The sequence below is a fragment of the Allokutzneria albata genome (assembly GCF_900103775.1).
Classification (GTDB): domain Bacteria; phylum Actinomycetota; class Actinomycetes; order Mycobacteriales; family Pseudonocardiaceae; genus Allokutzneria; species Allokutzneria albata.
Genome location: NZ_LT629701.1, coordinates 3,970,195 through 3,993,231 on the forward strand (window position 1 = coordinate 3,970,195; position 23,037 = coordinate 3,993,231).

General features: G+C 66.1%; 15 protein-coding genes and 1 CRISPR repeat array. Of the genes, 1 reads left to right on the plus strand and 14 read right to left on the minus strand.

What is annotated here, in order from left to right; translation table 11 throughout:
• Positions 1 to 11: 11 nt before the first annotated feature.
• The 4 genes from casB to BLT28_RS17530 form a co-directional block, all read right to left on the minus strand.
• Positions 12 to 557, minus strand: coding sequence for a type I-E CRISPR-associated protein Cse2/CasB (gene casB / locus BLT28_RS17515; protein WP_231950814.1), 546 nt, complete (start codon positions 555 to 557; stop codon positions 12 to 14).
• Between the two features lie 65 nt (positions 558 to 622).
• Positions 623 to 2,251 (minus strand): type I-E CRISPR-associated protein Cse1/CasA, encoded by a 1,629-nt coding sequence (gene casA / locus BLT28_RS17520; RefSeq protein ID WP_030429678.1) that lies wholly within the window; start codon positions 2,249 to 2,251, stop codon positions 623 to 625.
• On the minus strand, positions 2,238 to 5,045 hold the full coding sequence (locus BLT28_RS17525) for a CRISPR-associated helicase/endonuclease Cas3 (protein ID WP_030429679.1): 2,808 nt from the start codon (positions 5,043 to 5,045) through the stop codon (positions 2,238 to 2,240). Before BLT28_RS17525 ends, casA begins: the two co-directional genes overlap by 14 nt.
• Positions 5,046 to 5,419: 374 nt before the next feature.
• Positions 5,420 to 6,058: direct repeats of the CRISPR family, unit length 28 nt; unit sequence CTCTTCCCCGCGCGAGCGGGGGTGGTCC.
• A 757-nt stretch (positions 6,059 to 6,815) separates the two neighbouring features.
• On the minus strand, positions 6,816 to 7,436 hold the full coding sequence (locus BLT28_RS17530) for a hypothetical protein (protein ID WP_030429680.1): 621 nt from the start codon (positions 7,434 to 7,436) through the stop codon (positions 6,816 to 6,818).
• A gap of 611 nt (positions 7,437 to 8,047) precedes the next feature.
• Here BLT28_RS17530 and BLT28_RS17535 point away from each other — a divergent pair.
• A complete protein-coding gene (locus tag BLT28_RS17535) occupies positions 8,048 to 8,428 on the plus strand; it encodes a hypothetical protein (protein WP_083383758.1) in 381 nt (126 codons plus the stop codon).
• Positions 8,429 to 8,545: 117 nt separating this feature from the next.
• On the opposite strand, the gene cysC is transcribed toward BLT28_RS17535, so the two are convergent.
• The 10 genes from cysC to BLT28_RS40245 all read right to left on the minus strand — a co-directional run bounded on the left by cysC (position 8,546) and on the right by BLT28_RS40245 (position 22,824).
• A complete protein-coding gene (gene cysC / locus BLT28_RS17540; RefSeq protein ID WP_030429681.1) occupies positions 8,546 to 9,127 on the minus strand; it encodes an adenylyl-sulfate kinase in 582 nt (193 codons plus the stop codon).
• Between the two features lie 98 nt (positions 9,128 to 9,225).
• On the minus strand, positions 9,226 to 10,875 hold the full coding sequence (locus tag BLT28_RS17545; RefSeq protein ID WP_030429682.1) for a glutamate--tRNA ligase: 1,650 nt from the start codon (positions 10,873 to 10,875) through the stop codon (positions 9,226 to 9,228).
• Positions 10,876 to 10,997: 122 nt separating this feature from the next.
• The gene (locus tag BLT28_RS17550; RefSeq protein WP_197684043.1) at positions 10,998 to 11,843 is read right to left on the minus strand and encodes a sulfatase-like hydrolase/transferase; all 846 of its coding nucleotides are present in this window, start codon (positions 11,841 to 11,843) and stop codon (positions 10,998 to 11,000) included.
• A 38-nt stretch (positions 11,844 to 11,881) separates the two neighbouring features.
• Positions 11,882 to 13,075, minus strand: a complete 1,194-nt coding sequence (locus tag BLT28_RS17555) for a glutamate--tRNA ligase family protein (protein WP_162184842.1) — start codon at positions 13,073 to 13,075, stop codon at positions 11,882 to 11,884.
• 74 nt (positions 13,076 to 13,149) lie between these two features.
• On the minus strand, positions 13,150 to 14,127 hold the full coding sequence (locus BLT28_RS17560) for a glycosyltransferase family 4 protein (protein WP_231950866.1): 978 nt from the start codon (positions 14,125 to 14,127) through the stop codon (positions 13,150 to 13,152).
• Between the two features lie 239 nt (positions 14,128 to 14,366).
• Positions 14,367 to 15,587: a methionine adenosyltransferase gene (locus tag BLT28_RS42045; protein ID WP_030429686.1), complete on the minus strand. Its 1,221-nt coding sequence runs from the start codon at positions 15,585 to 15,587 to the stop codon at positions 14,367 to 14,369.
• 681 nt (positions 15,588 to 16,268) lie between these two features.
• The gene (locus BLT28_RS17575) at positions 16,269 to 19,406 is read right to left on the minus strand and encodes a type I restriction endonuclease subunit R (RefSeq protein WP_030429688.1); all 3,138 of its coding nucleotides are present in this window, start codon (positions 19,404 to 19,406) and stop codon (positions 16,269 to 16,271) included.
• On the minus strand, positions 19,406 to 20,491 hold the full coding sequence (locus tag BLT28_RS17580; RefSeq protein WP_052407339.1) for a restriction endonuclease subunit S: 1,086 nt from the start codon (positions 20,489 to 20,491) through the stop codon (positions 19,406 to 19,408). Before BLT28_RS17580 ends, BLT28_RS17575 begins: the two co-directional genes overlap by 1 nt.
• A gap of 134 nt (positions 20,492 to 20,625) precedes the next feature.
• Positions 20,626 to 22,371, minus strand: a complete 1,746-nt coding sequence (locus BLT28_RS17585) for an HsdM family class I SAM-dependent methyltransferase (RefSeq protein WP_030429690.1) — start codon at positions 22,369 to 22,371, stop codon at positions 20,626 to 20,628.
• 234 nt (positions 22,372 to 22,605) lie between these two features.
• Positions 22,606 to 22,824: a hypothetical protein gene (locus tag BLT28_RS40245; protein ID WP_156050954.1), complete on the minus strand. Its 219-nt coding sequence runs from the start codon at positions 22,822 to 22,824 to the stop codon at positions 22,606 to 22,608.
• Positions 22,825 to 23,037: the final 213 nt, after the last annotated feature.

Consider the following 23,037-nt stretch of genomic DNA (forward strand, 5'->3'; position numbering starts at 1 on the left):
GCCCGGCGGTGTCAGCGTGGGGTGGTGCGGTAGAACTCCCGTCCCCACCGCAGTCGCACGCGGGCGGCGCCACCGGGGCGCTGCCAGGTGAGGAGCTCGTCGGTGAGCAAGGCGTAGTCCAAGGGGATCTGGGCGGCGCGCAGCAGCTGCACGACGCCGCGGGCGTGGTGGGTGAGTTCGTCGAGGCTGTCGGAGGTGCCCAACCGCTGGAACCGGTGCAGGACCGCGTTGGGGGCCGCGGGCTCCTCGGGGTGGAGAGCGCGCATCGCGCGGCCGATGCCCCAGCCTCGTTGGTGCATCCGCTGGTTCTGGGATTGTTGGTGCACCGCGTACAGAGTCATCGCGATGTGCGCGGCACGCTCAGCCGGGGTGGCCTCATCGCCGGCATCGGGGCCGGCGAAGTGCTCGTGGGTGGTGTGCTGCAGGACATCGCCGATGCTGCCCACCGGCTTGCCCACGGCTCGGCGCAGTCGCGCGAGCGCGGCGACGTCCGCTGACCGGTTGCGGAGGGCTCCTTCCTGAAGCGCCTGCAATCGTTGGTGGACAACGGTTCCCACCGTCGACAGGTCAACCCATCGTGGTGTCGATTCCGTTGTGGACACTCGTTGTCCTCTCTGTTGTGTCACTGTGCGGGCTCGGGCTGGGCCAACGGCAAAGCGGCGCGCAGTCGTCCTCTGAAGGCGCGGTCGGCGTGGGTGACGGTCATCAGCTTCTGGTCGATCACGCGCCCGGTCCACGCGGTGGCGGGGGCTCGGCGGATGAGGTCCTCCCCGAGTGCGGTGACGATGTGTTTGGCCTGTCGGTGCCAGCTGCTCTGGGCCTCGGTGACCTCGGTGTCGGCGTCCAGGTTGCGGATCCACGCCCGGAACGGGGCATCCAGGTCGGCGTAGGCACGCTCCTGCGCCCTGCTGGTGGGGCCGTGTCGTTCGTCCCGGCCACAGCCGGCGGCAGCGGCGAGGTCACCGGCCAGGCGCCCGAGGGCCCCCGCGGTGTCCTCGGCGGCTTTCGCGCAGGCGATCACCGCGGCCGCCAGTCGCCGAGCGTCCTGGCGTATCAGGACGGCGCGCAGCGACAGGGTGTCGTCGATGATGTCGTCGGTGGTGGAGCTCTGGTTGCCGTAGGTCATGCCGAGGGTGTGCAACCGCAGGGGGTAGTCCAAGCCGATGTCGTGGGTGATGCTGCTGATCCATTCCAGCACGCTCGGCGCCAGGAACGGCGCGGCTTCGCTGCCTTGGGGTTTTTCCGCGCCCGGCAACAGCGACTGCAGGCCACGCCAGATGGCTCGTTCGGGATTGTGTTCCCGGGGCATGTAGATCGGGGAGCGGCCGAGCTTCTTCTCCTGTGCGGTGCTGCGTCGCCACCCCGAGTGTGGTTCGAGGGACTGCTTGTTCTGCGGGGTGATGCGTTCCCCGTTGCAGATCAACACCGCGGTGACCCGGGTGCCGTTATGGGCCAAGCGGATACGTCTGCTCTGCCAGGTGTAGAGGTCGACCGGTCCGATCGGTGCGCGCCCGCCCGGCTGCTCCTCTGCCGGCCCGGCCGGTGTGCGTTCCCACGCCGGTAGATCCGTGGCCGCCTCGCGCGGCGGATCGCCGTAGTCGTGGGGGATCAGGTTCAGCAGCAGCGTGTCCTTGAGTGTGTGGCCTTCGGGTAGTACCCCACCGAGGAAGCCGCTCCACCCGGTGCCGATGGGGTAGCCCTTGCCGCCTTTGACCCGCGGGTCGCCCTCGGCACCGGACTTGATGCCCGAGGGGTCGAAGGCGTGGGCGTGGACGAGCCAGCGGGCGGCCTCGGCGAAGGACAGCGTCAGGTCGGCGCCGAGGCGGGTGGTGAAGAACGGGTGTCCGTTGGGGACATCGGCGACGAGCCGGTCCAGCCCGGTCATCTCCCCCTTCGCGGTCCGCAGGTCGGCGACTTGGAAGAACGGTGTTGTGGGGTGCAGCAGATCAAACCTGTCCCGGTGTTTGTCCACATAGGAGGTGATGTCGTCGACCGGAAGCTCAGCCGCGTGCCACAGGTCGAGCCAGTGGTCGATGTCGCGGGGGCCACGCACCGCCGCGTGCGTGACCGCCAGCAGCAGTCGTGTGAGGGCGAAAGCCTGGGTCGGCACGTCACCCACCAGGCCGCTCAGCTGCGATGCGCGGCGCAAGACCTGCGTGAGGGACAGCTCGGCGGTCTCGCCGTCACGGGTACGTGCCAGCAGCCACGGCTGGTCGATCAGGTTGTAGGTCGGTGGGTCAGCCGCGGTCATGCATCAGTCCTCGACGGGGGTCGTAGGTGAGCCGGAAATGGGCGTTGCCGTGCTTGAGCTCCGTGGTCCTGTTCTCGTCGAGAACGAGCACGAGCTCACCGGCCAACAAGGGCGAGGTGTGGAAACTGGTGATGTGGTTGACTTCCAACGCCTGAATGACATCATCCACCACGCCCGGGTGACACAGCGCGAGAGGCAACCGCAGCGTGCATGCCGCGATGATTTTGGCTTGGGCGAACGGAATCGGTGAGTCCAGCGGAATCGGCTCGCCGGCGTGCTCGGTGATCCAGTCCGCCGTCAGCAGCCCGCCGTCGCGATCCTGCTGGATGACCAGGACCTCCAACGATTCTTCACCGTCGCGCACCTGCGCCGCGCCGCGGTGATCGTCGTCAGGTTCGCCCACACCGGCGCGCAGCCACCCGACCAGGCTCGCCGAGCCGCAGGTGGCCTCGCCGAGCAAGAAGGTCCGTGCGGCCTCCGCGCGACGACTGGCCGCCTCGACTGCTGCCCGCTGCGCCTGCTCCATGTCGGCCCGCCAGCTATCCGGGCCCACCGGCCCTGCGGCGTAGGCCTGGTGCACCAGCGGAGCGATATCGGTGGGCAGGGTGACCTGGTCGCGGGCGTGCGGGCCGAGCAGGGCAGCCGAGCGCAGCAACGTGTGGTCCCCATAGACCCGCCGTGATCCGCGCGCGGCCGCAACCGGCTCGCTGGCCCAGTCCTCAGCCCCCACGAGCGCGCAGCGCGGCCTCCGCAACGGCGCGGGGCGGGTGCGGTCGTGGCGGTGCAGCCGCCCCAGACGCTGCAGCACCAGATCCACTGGAGCGAGGTCGGTGACCATCAGGTCGAAGTCCACATCCAGGGACTGCTCCACCACCTGCGAGGCAACCACAATGTGCAGCGGCGGTCGCTGCACATCAGGTCCCGGTGGGCCGAAGGCGTGCACCAGAGCTCGATCCGTACGTGCCCGATCGCAGCTGAGGAAGCGCGAGTGGTTCACGGTCACGTACTCGGCACCAAACTCTCGTTCCAGGCGTTCGGCGGTCTCCTGGACACGGGTGACGGTATTGCGCACCACAACCGCGCACCCGCCCTCGACCAGATGCTCACGCAGGTAGACCACCAAGGTGTCAAGGTCATCGTCGAGGTGCTCGAGCATGACCGTGGTTCGCTCCGGGGACAGCGCGACGGGGTGCGGCGCTCTCGCTGCGGTGCTGGACACCACGGGGTAACCCCAGTCCGGCTGCGCGACATGACATCCCGCCCCGCCAGCCCCGCTGTCGTAGGCGTTGAGCAACTCGGCCCGGCGATCGGGTGGAAGCGTCGCCGACAACAGCACCACCGGTACCCCGTAGGCGCCGAGCCAGTGCAGCACCCGATGCAAATACTGCGACATGTAGACGTCATAGGCATGGACCTCGTCGACGATGACGACCTTGCCCGCCAATGCCAGGTGCCGCAGCATCACGTGCCTGCTTTTGAGACCGGCGAACAGGATTTGGTCGATGGTGCCCACCACGAACGCCGCCAGCACCCCCTTCTTCCGCCCCGACAACCACTGGTGGGCGATCAACGTCGGCTCAGGCTCATCTCCGATCGAGCCGTACCGACCACGGCGCACCAAGCCACCGAACTCATCGTTGAGAGAGGCCTTGCCGTGGGCGAGAGTGACACTGACCGGCCCTTCTCGGCCCGGGAGCACCTCAAGCCACCGCCGCACCCGACTGAACATGGCATCAGTGGTGGCTTGCGTCGGCAGCGCGAGGAAACACCCGTCAGCGCCGGACTTCCGCGCCAAGACCTCCGCGGCAAGCAACGCCGCCTCCGTCTTGCCCGCACCCATCGGCGCCTCGATGATCATCATCGCAGGACCGGGCGAGGAGGATGCGACATTGACCGCGGCGGCCTGAACAGGGCGCGCACCCAGCGCCGCCCGGTTGAACCTCTCCCGAAACAGCTGGTCCACAGTGGACTCACAGCGGCGCGCCCGCCAACGCGGAGGCAGATCGACCAACGCCACCGCGGTCCCAACCCGCCGAGCCATCGCCGCGGCAGAAAGCTCCAGCGGTGGTCCCTCCAACGTGCTCAGCGGGTAGATCGGAAACAGGTCAGTGTTCGAGGCGATCCAGTCCGCGAGGATCACAATCGCGGTCAGCAGCACCTGACTCGGCTTGCTCAAACGCACGTCTCGGTACCGGGCCAGTACGGCGGATCCGCCGATCGATTCCGTTGCCCGCTCGAGGAAAAACCTCCGTGCGACCTCCCACGGCCCCTCCCCCGCCAGGTCGAATCGTTCACCGGCGAGCGCGATCTGACCGTCCTCCGGAGACACACCGTGGTGACTGCCCACCACACCGGCGAGCTGTGCGGCCACACCACGCCGAGCAAACCCCAGACGCTGGGTCAACCAGTCCAGCACAGCGCAGTACCCGACCAGCGCATGCGAGACCGCGGCACGCTGAGGGTCGTGCGCCAACACAGGTTTCGCAGCGAGCCCGTGGTCACGCATGTGATCAGCAAGCCGCGGAACCTGCACGGCAAACGCCGGACTGGCCTTACCGACATCGTGGACCGCCGCCAGCCACCGCGCCATCACGCGCACACCCTCAAGCCCATCCGGAAAATCCCGGGCGATCCCCGCCAACGCCTGCGGCGACACCCACCGGTCGACCAGAAACCCAGCCACCGCACCGGAATCATCCAGATGCTGGTGCAACGGCAGCCACCCCGTGACAACCCCCCGCTCATCACAGACCGACTTCGCCCACACCGACAACACACCCGCCCGATCCAGCATCGCCCTCCGATCCCGACAGCCAGACGCAGCAGCGCCGTCCACGCGACCTGGATACTCCAGGGGTCTGACACTGTTACCGGCTCAGCGCGCATTCCCCCGATCGAGGCAGCTCTGCTTGCCCGGAACCCAAATTCATCTAGAGCGCGGCCAGGTTGCCCGGACCGCATATCCCCTGCCGAGTCGTCATTCGACGATGCGCTCCAGTGCCCGTACCGTCTGCGCAGCAACCGCTCCCTCAACGACCAAGACAGCCAACATCGACGTCACCTGGCCACCCACGCCCAAGCGAAAACGCCCGCCACAACCAGTCCGAGCACCCCACGAAACCCATGCAAAATGACGGAACCAGGCGCCAAACCTGCAGCTCAACCAGTCTCTTCCCCGCGCGAGCGGGGGTGGTCCCACGGTCCGGCGCCGGACCGCTCCGCACGTGTGCTCTTCCCCGCGCGAGCGGGGGTGGTCCGGCCTGTGCCAGCAAGGAGAACCACGATGCCTGCTCTTCCCCGCGCGAGCGGGGGTGGTCCGGCGATGCCGAAGCGATCGGCGCCGGTCATCGTCTCTTCCCCGCGCGAGCGGGGGTGGTCCCGGCCGGGAATTGGCTGGCCAGCAAGGACGGGCCTCTTCCCCGCGCGAGCGGGGGTGGTCCATCGCTGGTGACCTCGCGGCCGGTCGCATCCCCCTCTTCCCCGCGCGAGCGGGGGTGGTCCGTCCTCCAGTTTGAACTGCGCGTTCGGCGCCGGCTCTTCCCTGCGCGAGCGGGGGTGGTCCCTCCGCTACGGCGTCCCGCTGCCGATCCTGCCCCTCTTCCCCGCGCGAGCGGGGGTGGTCCCAACCCGCACATCGATCCCGTGTATCTGCACGGCTCTTCCCCGCGCGAGCGGGGGTGGTCCCTCCGCGGACAGAAGCACGAGGTTGGTTGCCTGCTCTTCCCCACGCGAGCGGGGGTGGTCCGTGGTTCGTCGCCGCGACGACCCTCGCCGAGACCTCTTCCCCGCGCGAGCGGGGGTGGTCCCACCACGATCATCCCGGCGATAACCAGCGTGGGCTCTTCCCCGCACGAGCGGGGGGTCCCGCGTTCAGACACCCAAGAGAGGACACTGGGTGCTCTTCCCCGCACGAGCGGGGGTGGTCCCAGCTGGTCCCGCTGCTCATCCGCCAGGGCGAGCTCTTCCCCGCACGAGCGGGGGTGGTCCCTCCACGGTCATCGCCGACCCAGTCGGCGATGACCTCGTCCCCGCGCGAGCGGGGATGATCCGTGGCTGCGTTCGTGAAAGTGTTGGGCAACGAGGTGAAGCTGAAGGGCGAACGGAACTGTCTAGGAATGTGCTGAACAAGCAGAGCTCGGCGACGATCAGCACGCCAATACGTCCAGCACCGACTTCGCCAGTTGTGCGAGACAGCAAGAACCCGGGCGGCCCTGTCCTCGCCTTTGTCGGTGACAGCACCGGCAACAGACCCGAGATCAACGCCCACTGCTCGCCCGAGAGCAACTGAAACCGCGACACGCCCCGCAGCCTGCCAGCACCCACCGCACGTATTTGTCAGACATGCCCTAGGTCGATGTCACCGTCCTGGGCCGCCATATCGTTGACTTTCTGCCTGATGCGTCGGGCCGACTCGTCCGGGGGCGACATATGGTCGTGACTGGCGCTGGCATGTCTTGGTTGACTGCAGTCCGCTGACTTCCACTGTTGTACGACCGGTCTCCGCCGAGGGTGATCTACCAGCAGCCGGAGGTCATCCGTCCTGCGGCGCACCGGATACCTGACGTCACCGTCCGAGACGGCGCAGCGCTTCGTCGAAGATCGGTACCAGCTCGGCGGGCAACATATAGTCGTGAACCGATGTGGACCGTGGATTCTTCGGATCGGAGCGAGAATGGGCGATCCGTACGCGTTGGCCGAGGCGTCTGCCGCCCAAGGCCTTCCGTGCTGCGGTGTTCAAGGTCTGAAGCATCGGGTGCAGCACCCGACTGCCGGTGAGTTCCTTCAACCGGTCAGCGGTCGCGGTCCCGCCCTCGTTGATGAGCGCGCGCAGAAATACCGACCCGGACGGCAAAGCGTGGCGCAGCACCTCCTCAGCCAACTCAACCGTCCACACCGGACTGCCATCGGTGTCGGCCAGCGAGCACCGATGAGTATCAACTTCGGCCGCAGCCGTGGCGCCGGCATCAACCGACGCAGGCCCGACAGCCGCGTCGACGGGCTCCAATGGCCGGATGGACACGGTGTGACCGAGCAGTACCAAGCGCGTGAGCAATGGCCCGGCGCAGCGCTGACACCATCGCAGCGACTGCATGGGCGGACCGTCATAGTGCGCGGCCATGTCGGCGTCGAATGCCTTACAACAGTCGCAGTCGTCGCGGCTGTGCGGGTAGGCCTGGTCAGTCATCGCCCTCCGTTGTCGCGGGCCAGCAACTATCGCAGTGGTACTGACACCTTGCCATGGAATCAGCAGCACTGCCGCCGTTTCGTTGCGTTCCGCCCCCGCCCCGGGTGGTTCCCGCAGAGGACAGAACCACATTCTCACCGGAACCAGCTTTCCCCTCAGTTCCCGTTCCCTCTGGTGGTCGCTTGCCGCCGACAACGTCGATCTGAGGTGTCGCGGCTGAATAGAGGTCGCATCCGTCGTCGGTTAGCCTCCCCGAGTGTCTGTTCGACAGGCCGGGTGTGCTGTGACGGCCCTGTTCAGTGAAGCCGAGCAGCGGCTGTTGTCCTCGCTACCCGACGGTACCCACAGGCTGGCGCCGCTTCACTGGTGCGAGCGCGTCGAGGGACACCACGGGCTCCACCACACAGTGGGACAGCACAGCGACGACGAGCAGTGGTGGTTGCGGTGGAACGACCACAGTGAACGCGACCTGCTGTTCCTGGCACCGTGTCCTGCGCAGTCACCAACGGACGAGTTGGGTGATGTGTGGCCGTGCAAGCTCTTCGCCGACCACGACGGACGCCACAGCTTTCGCCTTCGACGTCGACTCACTGCCCGAGCAACAACGTGCGGTGTCGCAGCTGCCGCCAATCTCTCAGCCTGAGTGCCTCACTACCGAGCAGCTGGCCAACCATCGGCTCCTTCAACGACACGGTCTGACCGTCGAGGCGTACTGCACGATCACCGACCTCGCGCTGCACGAGAAGCATCTGGGCAAGGACTCCACCCGCCACCTCGGCTGGCGCACTTCACTCCCTCTGCCGCAGATCGTTCGACGCGACGTCACAACACCAGGGTTGGCAGCCGCGGTGGCCTACGGTTTCCTCGCCGCCGTCGTGGATCCGCCTTACGATCCGGTTTACGGCGGCTACCGAGAATCCAGCGTCGTCGTTCGCCTTACCGGCAAGGGACGAACTCTGCACCAGCAGTCGGAAGCGGAGCTGGACGGATAGCCAGCTTCCCCTTGCTACGCAAGAGGATCCTCCTCATCGAATGACCGTCCGCAGTCACCCGAGCGATCCTTACCCCAGAGCCGATCTTCAGTCCTCGAAGGCGATATAAGACTCAAGCTAGGAGTGGCGGCTGAGGGAGTGGTTGGTCAGCAAGCGCGCCACGAACCTGTGGAGCAGCGCAACGGATTCGTCCTCGGTTTGGCGGTGGGTGGGGATCTCGAGATCGGGTCGTGTGGGCGGTTCGTAGGGGTCGTCGACGCCGGTGAGGCCTGTGAGCTGACCTGCCTGTTGCTGGGCGTAGAGGCCTTTCACGTCACGGTCGCGGCACACGTCCAGCGGCGCGTTCACGTAGATCTCGACGTACGGGATGCCGTTCTGTTGGTGTGCTGTTTGCACGGACGCCCTGCTTACCGCGTACGGTGCAATCACGGGTACCAGGACGATGATGCCGTTACGTGCGAGTGCGAGGGCGGATTGTCCGATGCGGCGGACGTTCTCCTCGCGATGTGCGCGGCTGAAGCCGAGGTCGCGGCATAGGGTCCGGCGCATTTCGTCCCCGTCGAGGATCTCGGTGCGATGTCCGCCGGAGGCCAGTAGGTTCGCCGCGCCGCGGGCGAGGGTGGACTTACCCGCGCTCGGCAGGCCAGTGAGCCAGACGGTAGCTCCTGTTCGTGGCGGCTGGCTCGAACCGGTCACCATGCCCCCAAGCATGTTCAGGATGTGCAGAGTTCCCCGAGGACGAGAGCAAGTCGGCTGTGGTGCGCCCGGACGGTCGGGGCGCACCACAGCCGGGTGCGTCAGGCAGTCAGGGAGTGGATGCGCCGGAGGACCTCGTCCGTTCCGAGTGCGCGGGTGACGGCGAACAGGTCGGGGCTGCGGGTGGATCCGGTCAGCGCGACCCGGACGATTTGCGATGCTTCCCGGATCGATCCGTTTGGATACGTCTCCGGGTTCTTCTTGAATTCCTTCGCGTTCGGGGCGAACCCGTGGTCCCCGGCGAGCGCGCGGATCTGGTTGAACCATTCCTGCGGGTCGTCGAGTTCCTGGTACTTGGCGGCGAAGTCGCTCGCGAAGGCTCGGATCACCTCGGGGGTGAGCTTCAGGCCGGAGAGCCGCTCGTCGTCGGCAGTGACCAGGGTGAACAGCTGAGGGAAGAAAAACCCGCAGGCGGTCCGGAAGTCGGACCACTTGCGGAGGTCCTTGCGCGGGTTCTCGACCCCTTCCCGCTCGACCGCGAGCGCGGCCAGCGCCCGCGCGCTGTCGTCCTCTAGCACCGGCAGGAGGTCGAGATCGTAGGTCGCTGCCCACTGGCGCAGGGCGGTCAGGATCTGCTCGCCGGAGAGAGTCGCGATGTGGTCGGCGGAGATGTCTTCGAGTTTGACCAGGTCGACCAGCGGGCCGGCGACCCCACAGTCCTCGAGTCGGATAGGTGCTTCCAGGGCTTCCGGCAACGGCAGCTCGGCGAGCCTGCCGTTGGCCAGGCCCCGAAGGTAGTAGAGCACGGCCTCGGTGGGGTATCCCGCGCTGATGTAGAACTCGACACCGGCTTCGGGGTCCTTGCGCTTGGACAGCTTGCGCTTGCCGCCGGAGATCTGCTTCATCAACGGCGCGATGTGTGCGTAGGTCGGCGGGGTGAACCCGAGCGCGTCGAACAGCTGCAGGTGCAGCGGAACCGAGGAGATCCACTCGTCGCCACGGATCACCAGGTTGACCCTCATCAAGTGGTCATCGACGGCGTGCGCGAAGTGATAGGTCGGAAGCCTCAGCGGGTTCGCCGAGGACTTCAGGATGACGGCGTCGTTGCGGTTGTCCTCGGCGGAGAGGGGGCCGCGGATCGCGTCGGTGAACTCAGCGCGCGGCTTGAGGGTGTCCGGGGAGCGGAAGCGCACGACGTAGGGCGCGCCTTCGTCGAGCTTCGCCTGCACGTCCGCTGGATCCGCGTCTCGCCAGACCGCCCAGGTGCCGTAGTAGCCGGTCGGCAGTTTCGCGGCTTCCTGCCGTTTGCGGATATCGGCGAGTTCGTCCGCAGTGGCGAAGCACAGGTACGCCTTGCCCTCGCGCAACAGCTGCCGGGCGTAGGTCAGGTAGATCGTTTCGCGCTGGGACTGGTGATAGGGGCCGTAGCCGCCGTTGGTGTCGTCCTCGTCGGCGCGGATACCGAAGAAGTCGAACGCGCGCTGCAGCAGCTCGACCGCTCCGTCGACGACCCGGGCCTGGTCGGTGTCCTCGACCCTGACCAGGTAGGCCCCGCCGGTGCGGTGGGCGACGTTCTGGTCGATCATCGCCACGTAGATGTTGCCGATGTGCACGTAGCCCGTCGGGGACGGCCCGAACCGGGTGATCTGGGCGCCGTCGGGAACCTCACGCGGCGGGTAGCGCTGTTCCCAGTGGTCGGGTTCAGGAAGATCGACGGGGAACAGTGCGTCAATCACGGCGCGGTCCAGCATGGATTCACGGTCTCCAGCACGGCGATGGATCGGGGTTGCAGGCTACCAACCGGTGAGATCCGGCCAGCCGGTCTCCCGGGCGACTGGCCTGCGCCAGCAGGGGGTAGGTGCCACGACAGCGGTCACCGCAGCAGCCCGCACCACAGGGGTACCACGGCCACCGTGGAGTGCGGGTGGGCGTGGCCGTAGCGGCCGCCTTCACCGAATTCCTCGCCGTGGTCCGCGCACACGACGACCAGCGGAGCCCGGTCCCGGAGCGTGTCGAACACGTGGCCGAGCTGGGTGTCGGCCCATTCAAGCGCTGAGCGCTGCATGTCAAGCATCTCGGAGATCTCGTCACTGGTGAGGGCTGGTCCGGTGGCGGCGGCTTTCTCTCGGTGCAGCACGTAGAGCCGTTCGAGCACGTCGCGGCGGCCCGGAGTCAGCCGGACGGTGGGGGTGGTGTAGGGGATGTGCGTGCTCGCGCAGTTGATGAACAGGAAGAACCGGTCGAACTCCAGGCACCGGCGTGCGATCTCGTGCGCGTGCGACAAGGCCAGCTCGGCCGTCCGGTCCCGCGGGCCGCTCGGGGAGCCGTTTCCGGTGTTGGGGAAGTAGTGGAACTCCTGGAAGAAACTGGGCAGAAGGTTCCCGGGGTCGGTGTTGTCGAAGAACGTCACACCGCCGGCGCCCAGGGTCCGCCAACCGCGCGCGGCGTAGTGGTCCATCACCGTCCGGCCGGTGAACGGCACCGCCACCAGGTCTGTGGTGGGGCGAGCGGATCCCGACCGCCACACTGCCCGGTACGGGATGTCGTCGATCGGGTAGACGCCGTCGTCCGGGCGCGGGAGGAAACCGTTGAACATCGCCACGTGCGCGGGCAGCGTGTAGGTGCCTGCCGACTCGGCCCGCAACAAGGGGCCAACCGAGTCCAGGCTCGGTGTGCGTGCGCTCACCGCGGTGGTGAACCGGCATGAGTCCAAGGTCACGAAGATGACGCTGCGCTCAGCGAGGTCCTGGCGCGAGTTCATGTGGTGCCGCCTCTGGTGAGTTCGACGATGGTCCGTGACGCCGCCGCGAGCCGGTCGCGGAGAGTGCCGTTCCGCTGATGCCATTCCCACAGCGTGCGAAAGTCGGGGCCCGAGGACAGGCCGCACAAGACCCAGCGCAGCGCTCGGTGGGCCTCGGGTTGGCTTATGCCTGAGCGCATCAGGTGCTCGTAGGCCGCGTCAGCTGAGGTCTCCAGGAGAGAGACAGCCGTCCGCGTTTGCGGCGGAGGAACGTCCGGGCTGAACGCGTCTCCTGCGATCGCGGACACCAACCGATGGTGGACGTCGAGCGGCCGCGGGTACGCCTCGAGCAGGGTGAGGACCTCGTGGGTGACCAGGTAGTCCGCGGTGACGGTGTCGCCGCGCAAGCGCGCATACCGCAGAAGGTCAGCGACCTGGTCGGCGACGCCGGGCCGGGCGGATACCTGGCGGTCGAGCTTCTCGAGGTAGCGGCGATCCAGCTGCAGTGTGGACCTGAGGTCCGAGTGCACCCGGATGGCCGAGGACAGCTGTTCGAACGAGGTGCAGCCGGAATTGCGCCGCAGCAGTGAACTCGCGATGTACTCGAACAGGGTGGTCGGCCGCAGACCTGTCCGGAGCAGCTCCTGGACCCGGTCGCCGCCGTCGGCGCTCACCAGCTTGGGCAGGTGGTAGATGGATGGCGCCGTTCCTCCCAGCGCGTGGATGATGGCGCGTTGAACCGGTTCGGCGGAGTACTTGTCGATACCGCGCACGCACACGCCAACGCCTGCGTCGATATCGTCGATCGCCGACGCGAAATGCCACAGCGGCCAGCCATTCGCGCGCAGTACCCGGACGGTGACCCCGGTCGTCTCCGATGTCACGGTCAGCTGCTCGCCGTGAACGCGAACGACGGTCGAGCCGTCCTCAAGAGTCTCCGCGAGCCCGGATCCCCGCAGCGATGCTGCCACCTCGTGGTAGCGCGACAGCCGGTCACTCTGCCTCATGACCCACGGCGCTCCCTGCACCGTGCCCAGTCGGCCGAGTGGGATGCGCGCCACCTGTTCGAGCTCCTCGAGCAGCGGCGCTTCGAACTCGTGCCGGGCCCGCGCCGGATTGGTGTCGTCGATGCGCACGAGCAGCCGTGCATCGGCGCCCAGGGTTCCGGCCGCGCGAACCACGAAAGCCGCGGCCGCGAGATGCGTGCGCACCGTGCCCAGCCGGAAACTCGGCCCGTTCGGTGACACCCCGATCCGGCCGACCAGCGGGGGAACGGTATCCGGCCTCACGCCGACGCCCGTAGGGCGAGCGCCGCGGTCGTCAGGTCGAGGATGCGCGAGGCGCTCACCTCGTCGGTGAAGCCACGGGCGAACACCCGTGCGGCCTCGCCCAGGTGTGCACGCCGTTCCAGCACACGCGTGAGCCGTGCCCACCACTCGCACGAGGATGCTGTCGGCTCGATCAGGAAGTCCTCGCCCGGAACCGCTTCAGGGACGCCACCGAGGCGAGTGGCCAGAACCGGAACACCCACGGCGGCGTACTCCAGCGCCGAGATGCAGAACGTCTCGGTGAATCCGGGCACCGCCCTGGTCGGCAACAGACCGGCGGCTGACGCCGCTCGCAAGCTGTGCAATCGGGCCGGGTCCACGTCACGTCGCACAAACAAGTTCGGCAGCCGCGCCTGGCGCCGGTCAAGCTCGCGTCCGATCTCGCCGCCGCCGGCGATGACGAACTGCACCGGGGAGCCCTCGGCGTACGCGTGCTCGGCCACGTCGGCCACCACATCGTGCCCCTTCTCGGGCGCCAGGCGACCGATGCTCGACACCACCGGACGCCTCGGATCGATCCCGAGCGAGACAAGATCTCGATCATTGATCTCGGCGGCCGGTGCCGCGAACGCGGAATCGGGGAGGCCCGGGTACCGGATGTGAACCCGGCTCGCGGTCGCCTCGGCCGCCTGCGCGCCGAAGATGTCGTCGACCGCGCGAACGAAACAGTCGGCGGTGTAGTGGGAGACGGCGCACAGCACGTCGGCGTCGACGACATCGGTGATCAGCAGTGCCGCCTGCCGATCCTCGACGTGCTCGCAGATCGAATCCAGCACGTCGCTTCCCTCGAGACTGTGCAGCAGCACAGGATGCCGACCGAACTCGCTCAGAACGCGCACGGCGCGATTCGCCGCCTCCGCGTGCGGGTCGGCGTAGTAGGTGAGGACGGCATCGACGTTGTGGTCCAGGCACACCCGCACCACCTCGGCAGCCATCGCCTTGATCAAGTGCCCGTCCACAGCCCGGCCATTCCGCGCCGATTGCGGGACGTGATGCACCACCACGTCGGCCCCGGCGTCGTCGCCCGGGTCGCGCGGTGTCCCGCAGTAGGTCACCTGGTGCTGAATCCGTCCCGTGATCCGGGCAAGCGCACGGTTGTTCCACAACGCCTGCTGGGCATGTCCAGAACGATACGGCGGGTACTTGCTGAGCGTCGCGAAACTCAAACCCGTATTCACGCCGTCTTCACCACGGGAAGATGCGGATGGCGGCGCTGGGTATCGGCCAACTGGAAGTCCAGGCTCAGGGCACGCCGGAACGTCTCCTCCGCAACGGTCAAGGCGCGTTCCTTCACGACGTCGTCCGCGATCGGCGCGCGCACCACGGCCTGCCACGGATCAGCCAAGGGCCTTCCGTTCTGCGAAGCCAGGTACACCGAGTTGGGCATCCCGAGTTGCGACCAGAGCTCCTCGCTCACCGCACGCGCGCACCCGTCGTACACACGGCCGGAGAAGTAGACCGGGTTCTTCCCCCACGGCGCGTCGAGCGACATCGGAAACTCAGTGCTGATCAGCCCGTTCGACCGATTTCCCCGCCCAACAACGCCCTCATCACCATGCTCCAGCGCCGTGCCGAGACCCAAGAGGTACAAGTCACCCGCGGCCACGTCATCACGGGTGTTCAGGTACAACGCGAACTCGTCGACATTCGGGACCTTCCGAAAGATCTCGTCAAGCACGTGCTGCACACGTGCTTTGATCGCGTCATAGTCCTCCCGCGATCCGATGGCCGACGCAAGAACCGGGACGCACGCCGTGACCTCCAGCCTGCGCCCCCTCCTTGAGGCGAGGATCTTGACGTCGCTCCCGATCTCCTTCGCCAGGCAGAGCCCTTCGAACAGTTCCTGCTCCGCCGCGAGCACCGCCATCTCCAAGGGCGTCCGAGGCGCACTCGCGATCGACAGGCTCGTGTCATTCGCCCGCCGCAGCGTCAGGTCAGGCAGATCCTCCAGCCCACGAGGCGCCCACCAATGCCAGCCCTTCGCCGACGATCCTGCGGACGGATTCGTGTTGTCGACAATCTCCCAATGGGAATCCTCGACCAGAGGAAGTGTCAGTGGCAGATAATCTCTTACCGCCTCGCGTGCGATCTCCAGCACAGGTATCTCCTGGCCGGAGAAACTTCGGCTGAACCGCCCGTTGAGAACGACGCGGAACTTCCTCACCTGGGCGTACGATCCAGGCGTAGCCCGCGCCTCGCCACCCAGCAAGGTGAGCTTGTCCACGTAATGGTGTAAGACCGCGCCGAAATTCTCAAGGCAGTAATTCGCGTAGCAGTACGAGATGATCTCGGCTAGTGCATCCGCCAAGCTGTCCGGATGCCCCCGGCCCTTCTTCTCGATAAACTCCAAAGACCGGGACGGTGATTGCTCCACATCAAGCTCGAACATGGTCATCCAATCTGCCGACCAAGATCACATTAGATTCCGCGGGCATCGACAGGGGTGCGGTCGCTGATCTTCATGCGCCCGCGGTTCAAGCCTCCGTGTCGGTGGTGGTAGCCCGTGACGCGCCTGTGTCGCGAGTGTCCCCGGAAGAGGTGCTCGTCAAGGTGAGCGAGCGGCGGAGCCAGGCCAACAGGCACCGATGCCGGGGCCTGTTGGCCTGGCACAGCACCGGGGGCAGCGACGCCGAGGATGTCGGTGCAGTACAACTCCATCCAGTTCGCTGCGTGGACAAGCCGTCCCACCGAGCCTGTCATGGTCGACGCGGCGTCGCGGAGTGCCTTCGCACTGACCGCAAGGACCGTCTCGTAGCTGCCCTGTGCAGTAAGCAGGGCAACGGCGGCGTCCTCAGCGCGCGATGCGGCCTCCTGCAACTGGGCCACCGGCAGGACCACAGCGATCTGGCGCAACCGCGCGGCCAGCGCCCGGCACAACGACAATCCCCTCGAACCCCCGACCTGGTGACTGGAGCCTCCGCCTCCAGAGGTTGACCCTAAGACATGGGGCTGGTGTGCGGAGCCACCGCGACTGGGTTTGGGGATCTGCCGACATGCCGCGTCGCCTTATGCGGCTCGCCGCCATGCGCGGGTGGCCGCTTCCTCAGGTCGTCAGGCTTGCGCGCTCGGACTTCCGTCAGGCACCCGCCGGTTGGTCGATCGCCGCTTCGTAGAAGGCATCAGCGATTGCCAGGATGACGCCATTGATCGCAGGCCCGTCGCTGAAGAAGTAGTCAGCCATTGTGTTGTGGGCATCCTGGTTGTCGACAACCGCCTCGGTGACTGCTGCCTGAAAGTCCTGCGACTCCATGAACTGCTTCTTCGAGTTCACTTTGGTCTGCCTGACCAGATCAGGGTATGCGAGCAGTCGCTGGACCAGCCCCTGGACGAACTCTCGGATCTGGGACTGGGTGAACGACTCGGCCCCGAAGAGGTCGTTCATCTTGTCGATGACCACCTGCAACGCGACGTACTTCGGCTCCTTCTTCGTGCCGCTCCCCGCCGCGTTGATGCCTTTCAGCTCGCCGTCGCCGGTCAGCGAGATGTCCACTGTGCTTGCCTTGGTGTGCTTCACCCCGACCAGAACCACGTCGGAGAGGTCGACCTCGGCAGCCCAGGAAGACTCGGCGATGACCTTTTCCAGCAGGCGCAGGAAGATCGAGAGCATCTCCAGGTACGGGTCGCCGTAGTCGATGATCTGGCTCATGAAGTCGTAGAGCCGCACGTAGGTGGAGACGTCCTTGCGGAAAAGGTCGAGGGTGGTGAGCGTGACTTTGTCGTCTTCCTCGATCGCTCTAGCGTAGCGGCGTCGGAAGTCGTGCTGCGCCGGGCTGATCGCCGCGGAGAGCGCGTTGTTGCCCTTGCGGGTGACCCACAGCTCGGCGACCGTGCGGACGTCGTCTTCGGTGTAGATCCCGGCCTGCGCGAGCTTGTTGGCGAGGTGGATGACGACGTACGGGTCGGTCTCGGTCTCCAAGGTGGCGTTCTTGAAGTACGGCTCGAAGGACGCCCTGATGTCCTCGGGCTTGTTCACGAAGTCGAGGACGAACGTCTTACGCTTCTGCTCCCCGCTTGCGGTGCGATGGGTGCGGTTGAGCCGGGAGAGCGTCTGCACCGCGGTGACTCCGGACAGCTTCTTGTCGACATACATCGCGGAGAGCAGCGGCTGATCGAACCCGGTCTGGAATTTGTTGGCGACCAGCATGATCTTGTAGGTCTCACCTTTGAACGCGGCGGCCAGATCGGCGCTGGCGCCGGGGTTCATGTTCGGTTCGGTGAACTCGTCGTTCTTGGTCGGCGCTGGTCCCCAGTCCGTGGCCCACTCTTCGTCCTCGGCCATCGACACGGCTCCGGAGAAAGCGACCAGGGTCCGGTAGTCGTAGGTGGCGTCCTGGGCTGCTCGCTTGGCGATGTAGGCGTCGATCGCCTTCTTGTACTTCACCGCGGCCTTGCGTGAGCCGGTCACGACCATCGCCTTGGCCTTGCCGTCCAGGAGGTGCGCGACGTTGATGTGGAAGTGCTCGACGATGATCTGGACCTTCTGGCTGATGTTCGTCGGGTGCAACTGGACCCAGCGCATCAGGCCCTTGCGGGCAGCGGCCTCGTCGACCTCGTAGCCGTCGCTGCCGTCACCGGCCGCATTGCCGGCGATCTTCATCGCGGTGTCGTAGGACTGATAGCCCTTCAGCACGTCGAGGATGTAGCCCTCTTCGATCGCCTGCTTCATCGAGTAGAGGTGGAACTCGACCGGCTTGCCGTCGGGGCCCTTGCGACCGAAGAGCTCCAGCGTCTTGTTCTTCGGCGTCGCGGTGAAGGCGAGGTAGGAGATGTTCGGCGACTCGGCGCGCTCGGTCATCTCCGCGGCCAGGACCGACTCGACGTCGACTGCGCCGCCGTCCTCGATCTCCTTGAGCTCCTCGGCGGTCAACACCTGCTTGAGCTTGGTGGAGATCTGGCCGGACTGGGAGGAGTGCGCCTCGTCAGCGATGACGGCGAACCGCTTGCCCTTCAGCCCGGAGTCAGCCCGGATCTCCTCAAGGGCGTGCGGGAACGTCTGCACCGTCACCGCGATGATCAGCTCGCCGTTCTTCAACGCCTGTGCCAGCAGACCGGACTTCGACTTCGCGCCCGCCTTGCGGACGTCCTCGGGGCTGATCGTGGCCACGATCTTGCCGGTGCCGTCGATCTGCCGGATCGCGTCCTGCAGCTGCCCGTCGAGCACGGTGCGGTCGACCACCACGATGACCGAATCGAAGACCTTCTTGTCCTCGACGTGCAGCCGCGCAAGGCGATGGGCTGTCCAGGCGATGGTGTTCGTTTTCCCGGACCCGGCTGAGTGCTCGATCAGATAGCGGTTGCCCACCCCCTCCTCGGCCACTGCGGCCACGATCTTCGTCACCGCCTCCCACTGGTGGAAGCGCGGGAAGAGCATGCTCGTGCGGCGCACCGAGGTGCCGGTGGTGACGTCCCACTCCTCCTTGGTCTGCACGATCATCAGGCGGCCGATGATGTTCAGCCAGGCGTGCTTCTCCCAGACCCGCTCCCACAGGTATGCCGTGGCGGACTTCCCGTCCTCGCCAGGAGGGTTCCCGCCACCGTCGAAGCCCATGTTGAACGGCAGGAAGTGGGTCTTGTCCCCCTCGAGTCTGGTGGTCATCGCGGCGAGGTCGTTGGAGACGGCGAAGTGGACCAGGGCCCGGTGACCGAAAGCCAGCAGCGGCTCAAGGCGGCCGTTCGTCAGCGGGTTGCGGTTCTTCTTGTACTGGTTGATCGCCTCATCCAGGGACTGGGTGAAGTCGGTCTTCAGCTCGACCGTGGCCACCGGGAGACCGTTGACGAAGAAGACCAGGTCGATGCTGCGCTGGTCAGCGGTGGAGAAGTGCACCTGCCGCATCACCCGCAACCGCATCGCGGCGTACTCGGCGTTGGTGGTCTCGTTCAGCGTCGTCTCGGGGCGGAACTGGGCCAGCTTCAGCCGCCCACCACCGATGTATTGCACGCCATTGCGCAGGATGTTGAGCGTCCCGCCGCCGTGTTCCAGGGGCTTGTCGAGCGCCGCGACCAGCACATCGAGGAACTTCGCCTGCGAGCCTGCGGCCTTCAAAGCCTTCTCGTACGCCGACTTCTGGGTCGCCTCCAACCAGGCGAACAGGTCCTCGGGGAACAGGGCGCGCTCGCGGTCGTAGCCGGTGTCCTTGTCCGAGTACAGCCAGCCGTGGGCGTGGAGGTGCTCACAGATCTCGGTCTCGAAGACTGCCTCGTTGTGGTCGGCCATCAGGCCACCTCTCGCACGTCGATCTGCCCCGTCACGGCGGCCGTGATCAGCGCCGCACGGCGCTCCTTCGAGAGTTCGATGAACCGCTCGGTCTCGGCGATGAGCGTATCGATTTTTGATGTCGCCCCGTTAATCGCAGCCACAACCCGTCGCTGCTCATCGAGCGCGGGAACAGGAACACGAAGCGCTCCAATGATGTCCGCGTTGAGGTTATCCATCGTTGAGCCGACCGAGGCCAACGAGAGCGCATCCCGGTTTCGACGACTACTGAAGACAAGTGCAATAAAGTGCGGATCAACTCTGTCGCCGTCCAGTCGAATCAGCGCCGATCCGGTGCCGCAGAGATAGCCTGCAGAGCCCGCATCGACAACTGCGCAGCGCCCCAGTTCCCCGCGTCGAGCTGCGACGATATCGGCAATATGCAAGGCATGCCGTGCCAGTTCTTCGGCCTTCGCCTTGCTCACCGTCACCTTCGCGTCGGGACGGATTACACCTGCGGCGATGTGCGAGGGATTGATGACGGGGATTCCCCTGTCGATGTATTCATCGGACTTCAACTGGCTTCCGAACGGTCCGGTCTGAATCAGCGAGGCAACCGAGCGAAGCGGGACCGACCAGTCGCTGCCGAGAAGCTGTCCCTCAGTAATAGCAGTTCGACGCTCACCGAGGAGGCCGATGAGGCGCTGCTGCTCCTTGATGAGGGTATCGATGCGGGCGGTCTCGCGGTTGAGGTATGCGACGATCGCGTCCTGTTCACTGCGTGGCGGGCGCGGCAGGACCATGTCTTTGAAGGTCAGCTTATCGAACGACGTTGACCGTTCTCGAATTCCCTTCGCCAACGACTGGATGAAGCCGCTATCCGCAGCAACGCGCAGTGCATGAGCAACATAGTACGGATTGTCGTCCGGAACTGCGTAGATATGGACGACCGGCGACATCTTTCCGTTCGAGTCCGAGACGCCCATCGCGCCCGCGAATCCGTCCATGCTGTGAATTACAAGCTCGCCGATGCGGACTCCTTGGTATCCGATCTCCTTCAATGACTCCGTGAAACCGTCAATACGCCGATTGGTGCGCAGGGTCACCTGGCCGTCCCGAAATGCAGTTACAACGCCCTCTCCCGACGACGGGGTACGCTGGACTAGATGGGCAACTGTTCTACCGCGCGCCAAACTCCAATGCGCGGGCAGCGGGGGGAGCCACGGCGGCAGTTCCGTTCTCATCCCTCAACCTCCCTTAGCAGTTCGAGGATCTTGGCGACCTGTTTCTCCATGTCGGCGTCGATCTCGGCGAGCGGGCGGGGCGGGACATATTTGTAAAAGTGGCGGGCGAAGGGGATCTCGTAGCCGGTCTTGACCTTGGCCCAGTCGATCCAGGCGTCGGGGAAGTGCGGCTTTACCTCGGCGTCGAAGTAGGCCTGTATGACATCGAGCTTGCCGGCTGGGCCGGCGGTGGAGCCGCCGTAGGTGAAGGGCACGTTCTCGGTGTCGCGTTTCTTGGTGTCGGGTTTCGGTTTGCCCTTGCGGTCGACGACGGGTTTGCCGTCCTCGTCCAGCAGGGGTCGCTCGACGGTGATGGTCCAGTAGCCGAACTCGTCGTTGCGTAGCACCTTGGAGGTGTCGGGGTCAGCGTCGGTGAAGTCGGTGTACAGCTTGACGATTGTGGCTCGGTTGGTGTCGCTGATCTCGCGGCCTTTGGCGCCGAGGTTCTTGCGCATTTTGGTCCAGAATGAGGAGCCGTCGATGAGCTGGACGGTGCCTTTGCGGTCGGGGTGCTTGGCGTTGTCGAGAATCCAGATGTAGGTGGCGATGCCGGTGTTGAAGAACATGTTGGTCGGCAGCGCGACGATCGCCTCGACGAGGTCGTTCTCCAGCAGCCACTTGCGGATGTTCGACGGGCCGGACTCGGCGGCGCCGTTGAACAGCGGGGAGCCGTTCATGACGATCCCGACCCGGCCGCCGCCGTCCTCCGGTGCGCGCATCTTGTGGGCCAGGTGCAGCAAGAACAGCATCTGACCGTCAGAGGTGGCCGGGAGGCCAGGCGCGAAGCGGCCATAGGGGCCGGCGGAGTCGCGCTCCTTCTGAATGGCCTTGGCGTACTGCTTCCAGTCCACGCCGTAGGGCGGGTTGGACATGCAGAAGTCGAACTGGCGACCCTTGAACGCGTCGTCAGTCAACGTGTTGCCGAAGGCGATGTTGGTCGCGTCGTGGCCCTTGGCGAGCAGGTCGGACTTGCAGATGGCGTAGGACTGCGGGTTGTACTCCTGGCCATACAGGCTGAGCCGGGCGTCCGGATTCTGCGCGAGCAGGTGCTCCTCGGCAAGCGAGAGCATGCCGCCGGTGCCCGCGGTGGGGTCATAGAGCGACCGGATGATGCCCGCCTCGGTCAGGTCGGCGTCCTTCTCAGCGAAGAGCAGGTCGACCAGCAGCCGGATCGCGTCGCGCGGTGTGTAGTGGTCGCCGGAGGTCTCGTTGGCGGCCTCGTTGAACTTGCGGATGATGTACTCGAACGCATCCCCCATGTCCGAGTTGGACACCACGTCGGGATGGAGGTCGACGGCTCCGAACGCCTTGACGACCTCGCGCAAGAGCCCCGCCTTCTCCAGCGCGAGAATCTCCTTTTTGAAGTCGAAGTAGTCGAACACGTCGACATCTGCAGAGAACCGGTCGATGTAGTCGGCGAGGTTGTCCGCGAGACCGTCGGCGTCGGCCAGGAGATTGGCGAAGGAGTAGCGCGAGGTGTTGTAGAACGGCCGGCCGGTGGCCTTGGTGACCTCGACCCTGAGCCGGTTGGGGTTGTCGTACCTGGCGGCCAGCTCGCGCACGGTCTCGCGGTCGGGTTCGAGGATGCAGTCGAGACGGCGCAGGATCGTGAGCGGCAGGATTACGTTTCCGTACTGGTTAGGGCGGTAAGGGCCCCGAAGCTGGTCCGCGATCGACCAGATGAAGCTACCGAGTGTGCTCACAACGATCCTTACGTAAGTCAGCTAGACAGATGTCATCTTGCCGCAGACTGCCACTCGTCCGGCCGTCAGGCGTGGAGTGATTCTGCCGTTACTGAGTTGTTGCAGGCGACTGAACAGCCGGACCAACAGCAGGCTGGGCCTGACCCGTTTTGACGGGCATCCTTCGCGTCAAGCCCCGGTGAACATGTGAGGTTCCGTGATCGCCCCGGCGGGAGCAACCCCGCCCTGCGGTGGTCACGCCGAGGTGATCCCGAGCAGCGGCAGGCAGGGGGCGAGTCCGTGGGTGGTGACCGGGATCCCTAGGCCGCAGTGAGGGGCGTGGCGTCCTGGTCGTGGATGCCGTCGGCGGGCCGCGTCCGCCAGCGTGGCCAGTTCCTCGGGCGAGGGCAGCCGTAGTTCCAGCCTTGGGGTGGTCAGCCGCAGCTCGACCAGCGGAAAGTGATCAACTAGCATGCCTCCTCCTGACCGCTCTGCAGCGGCCAGGGCACGTCGACTTCCTGGGGAGCACCGGGTGGATACCCCGCGCCGTATCTATCCCACAAAGCCACCACCACACCAGTGCGCGTCCTCGGGACCCGCGCTGCCCGCTGGTCACTCATCTCGGTGACTCCGCGGCGCACGCTGCCCAACTGGCTGCGCGAACGCCGATGCAGTGCCTGCGTCCCG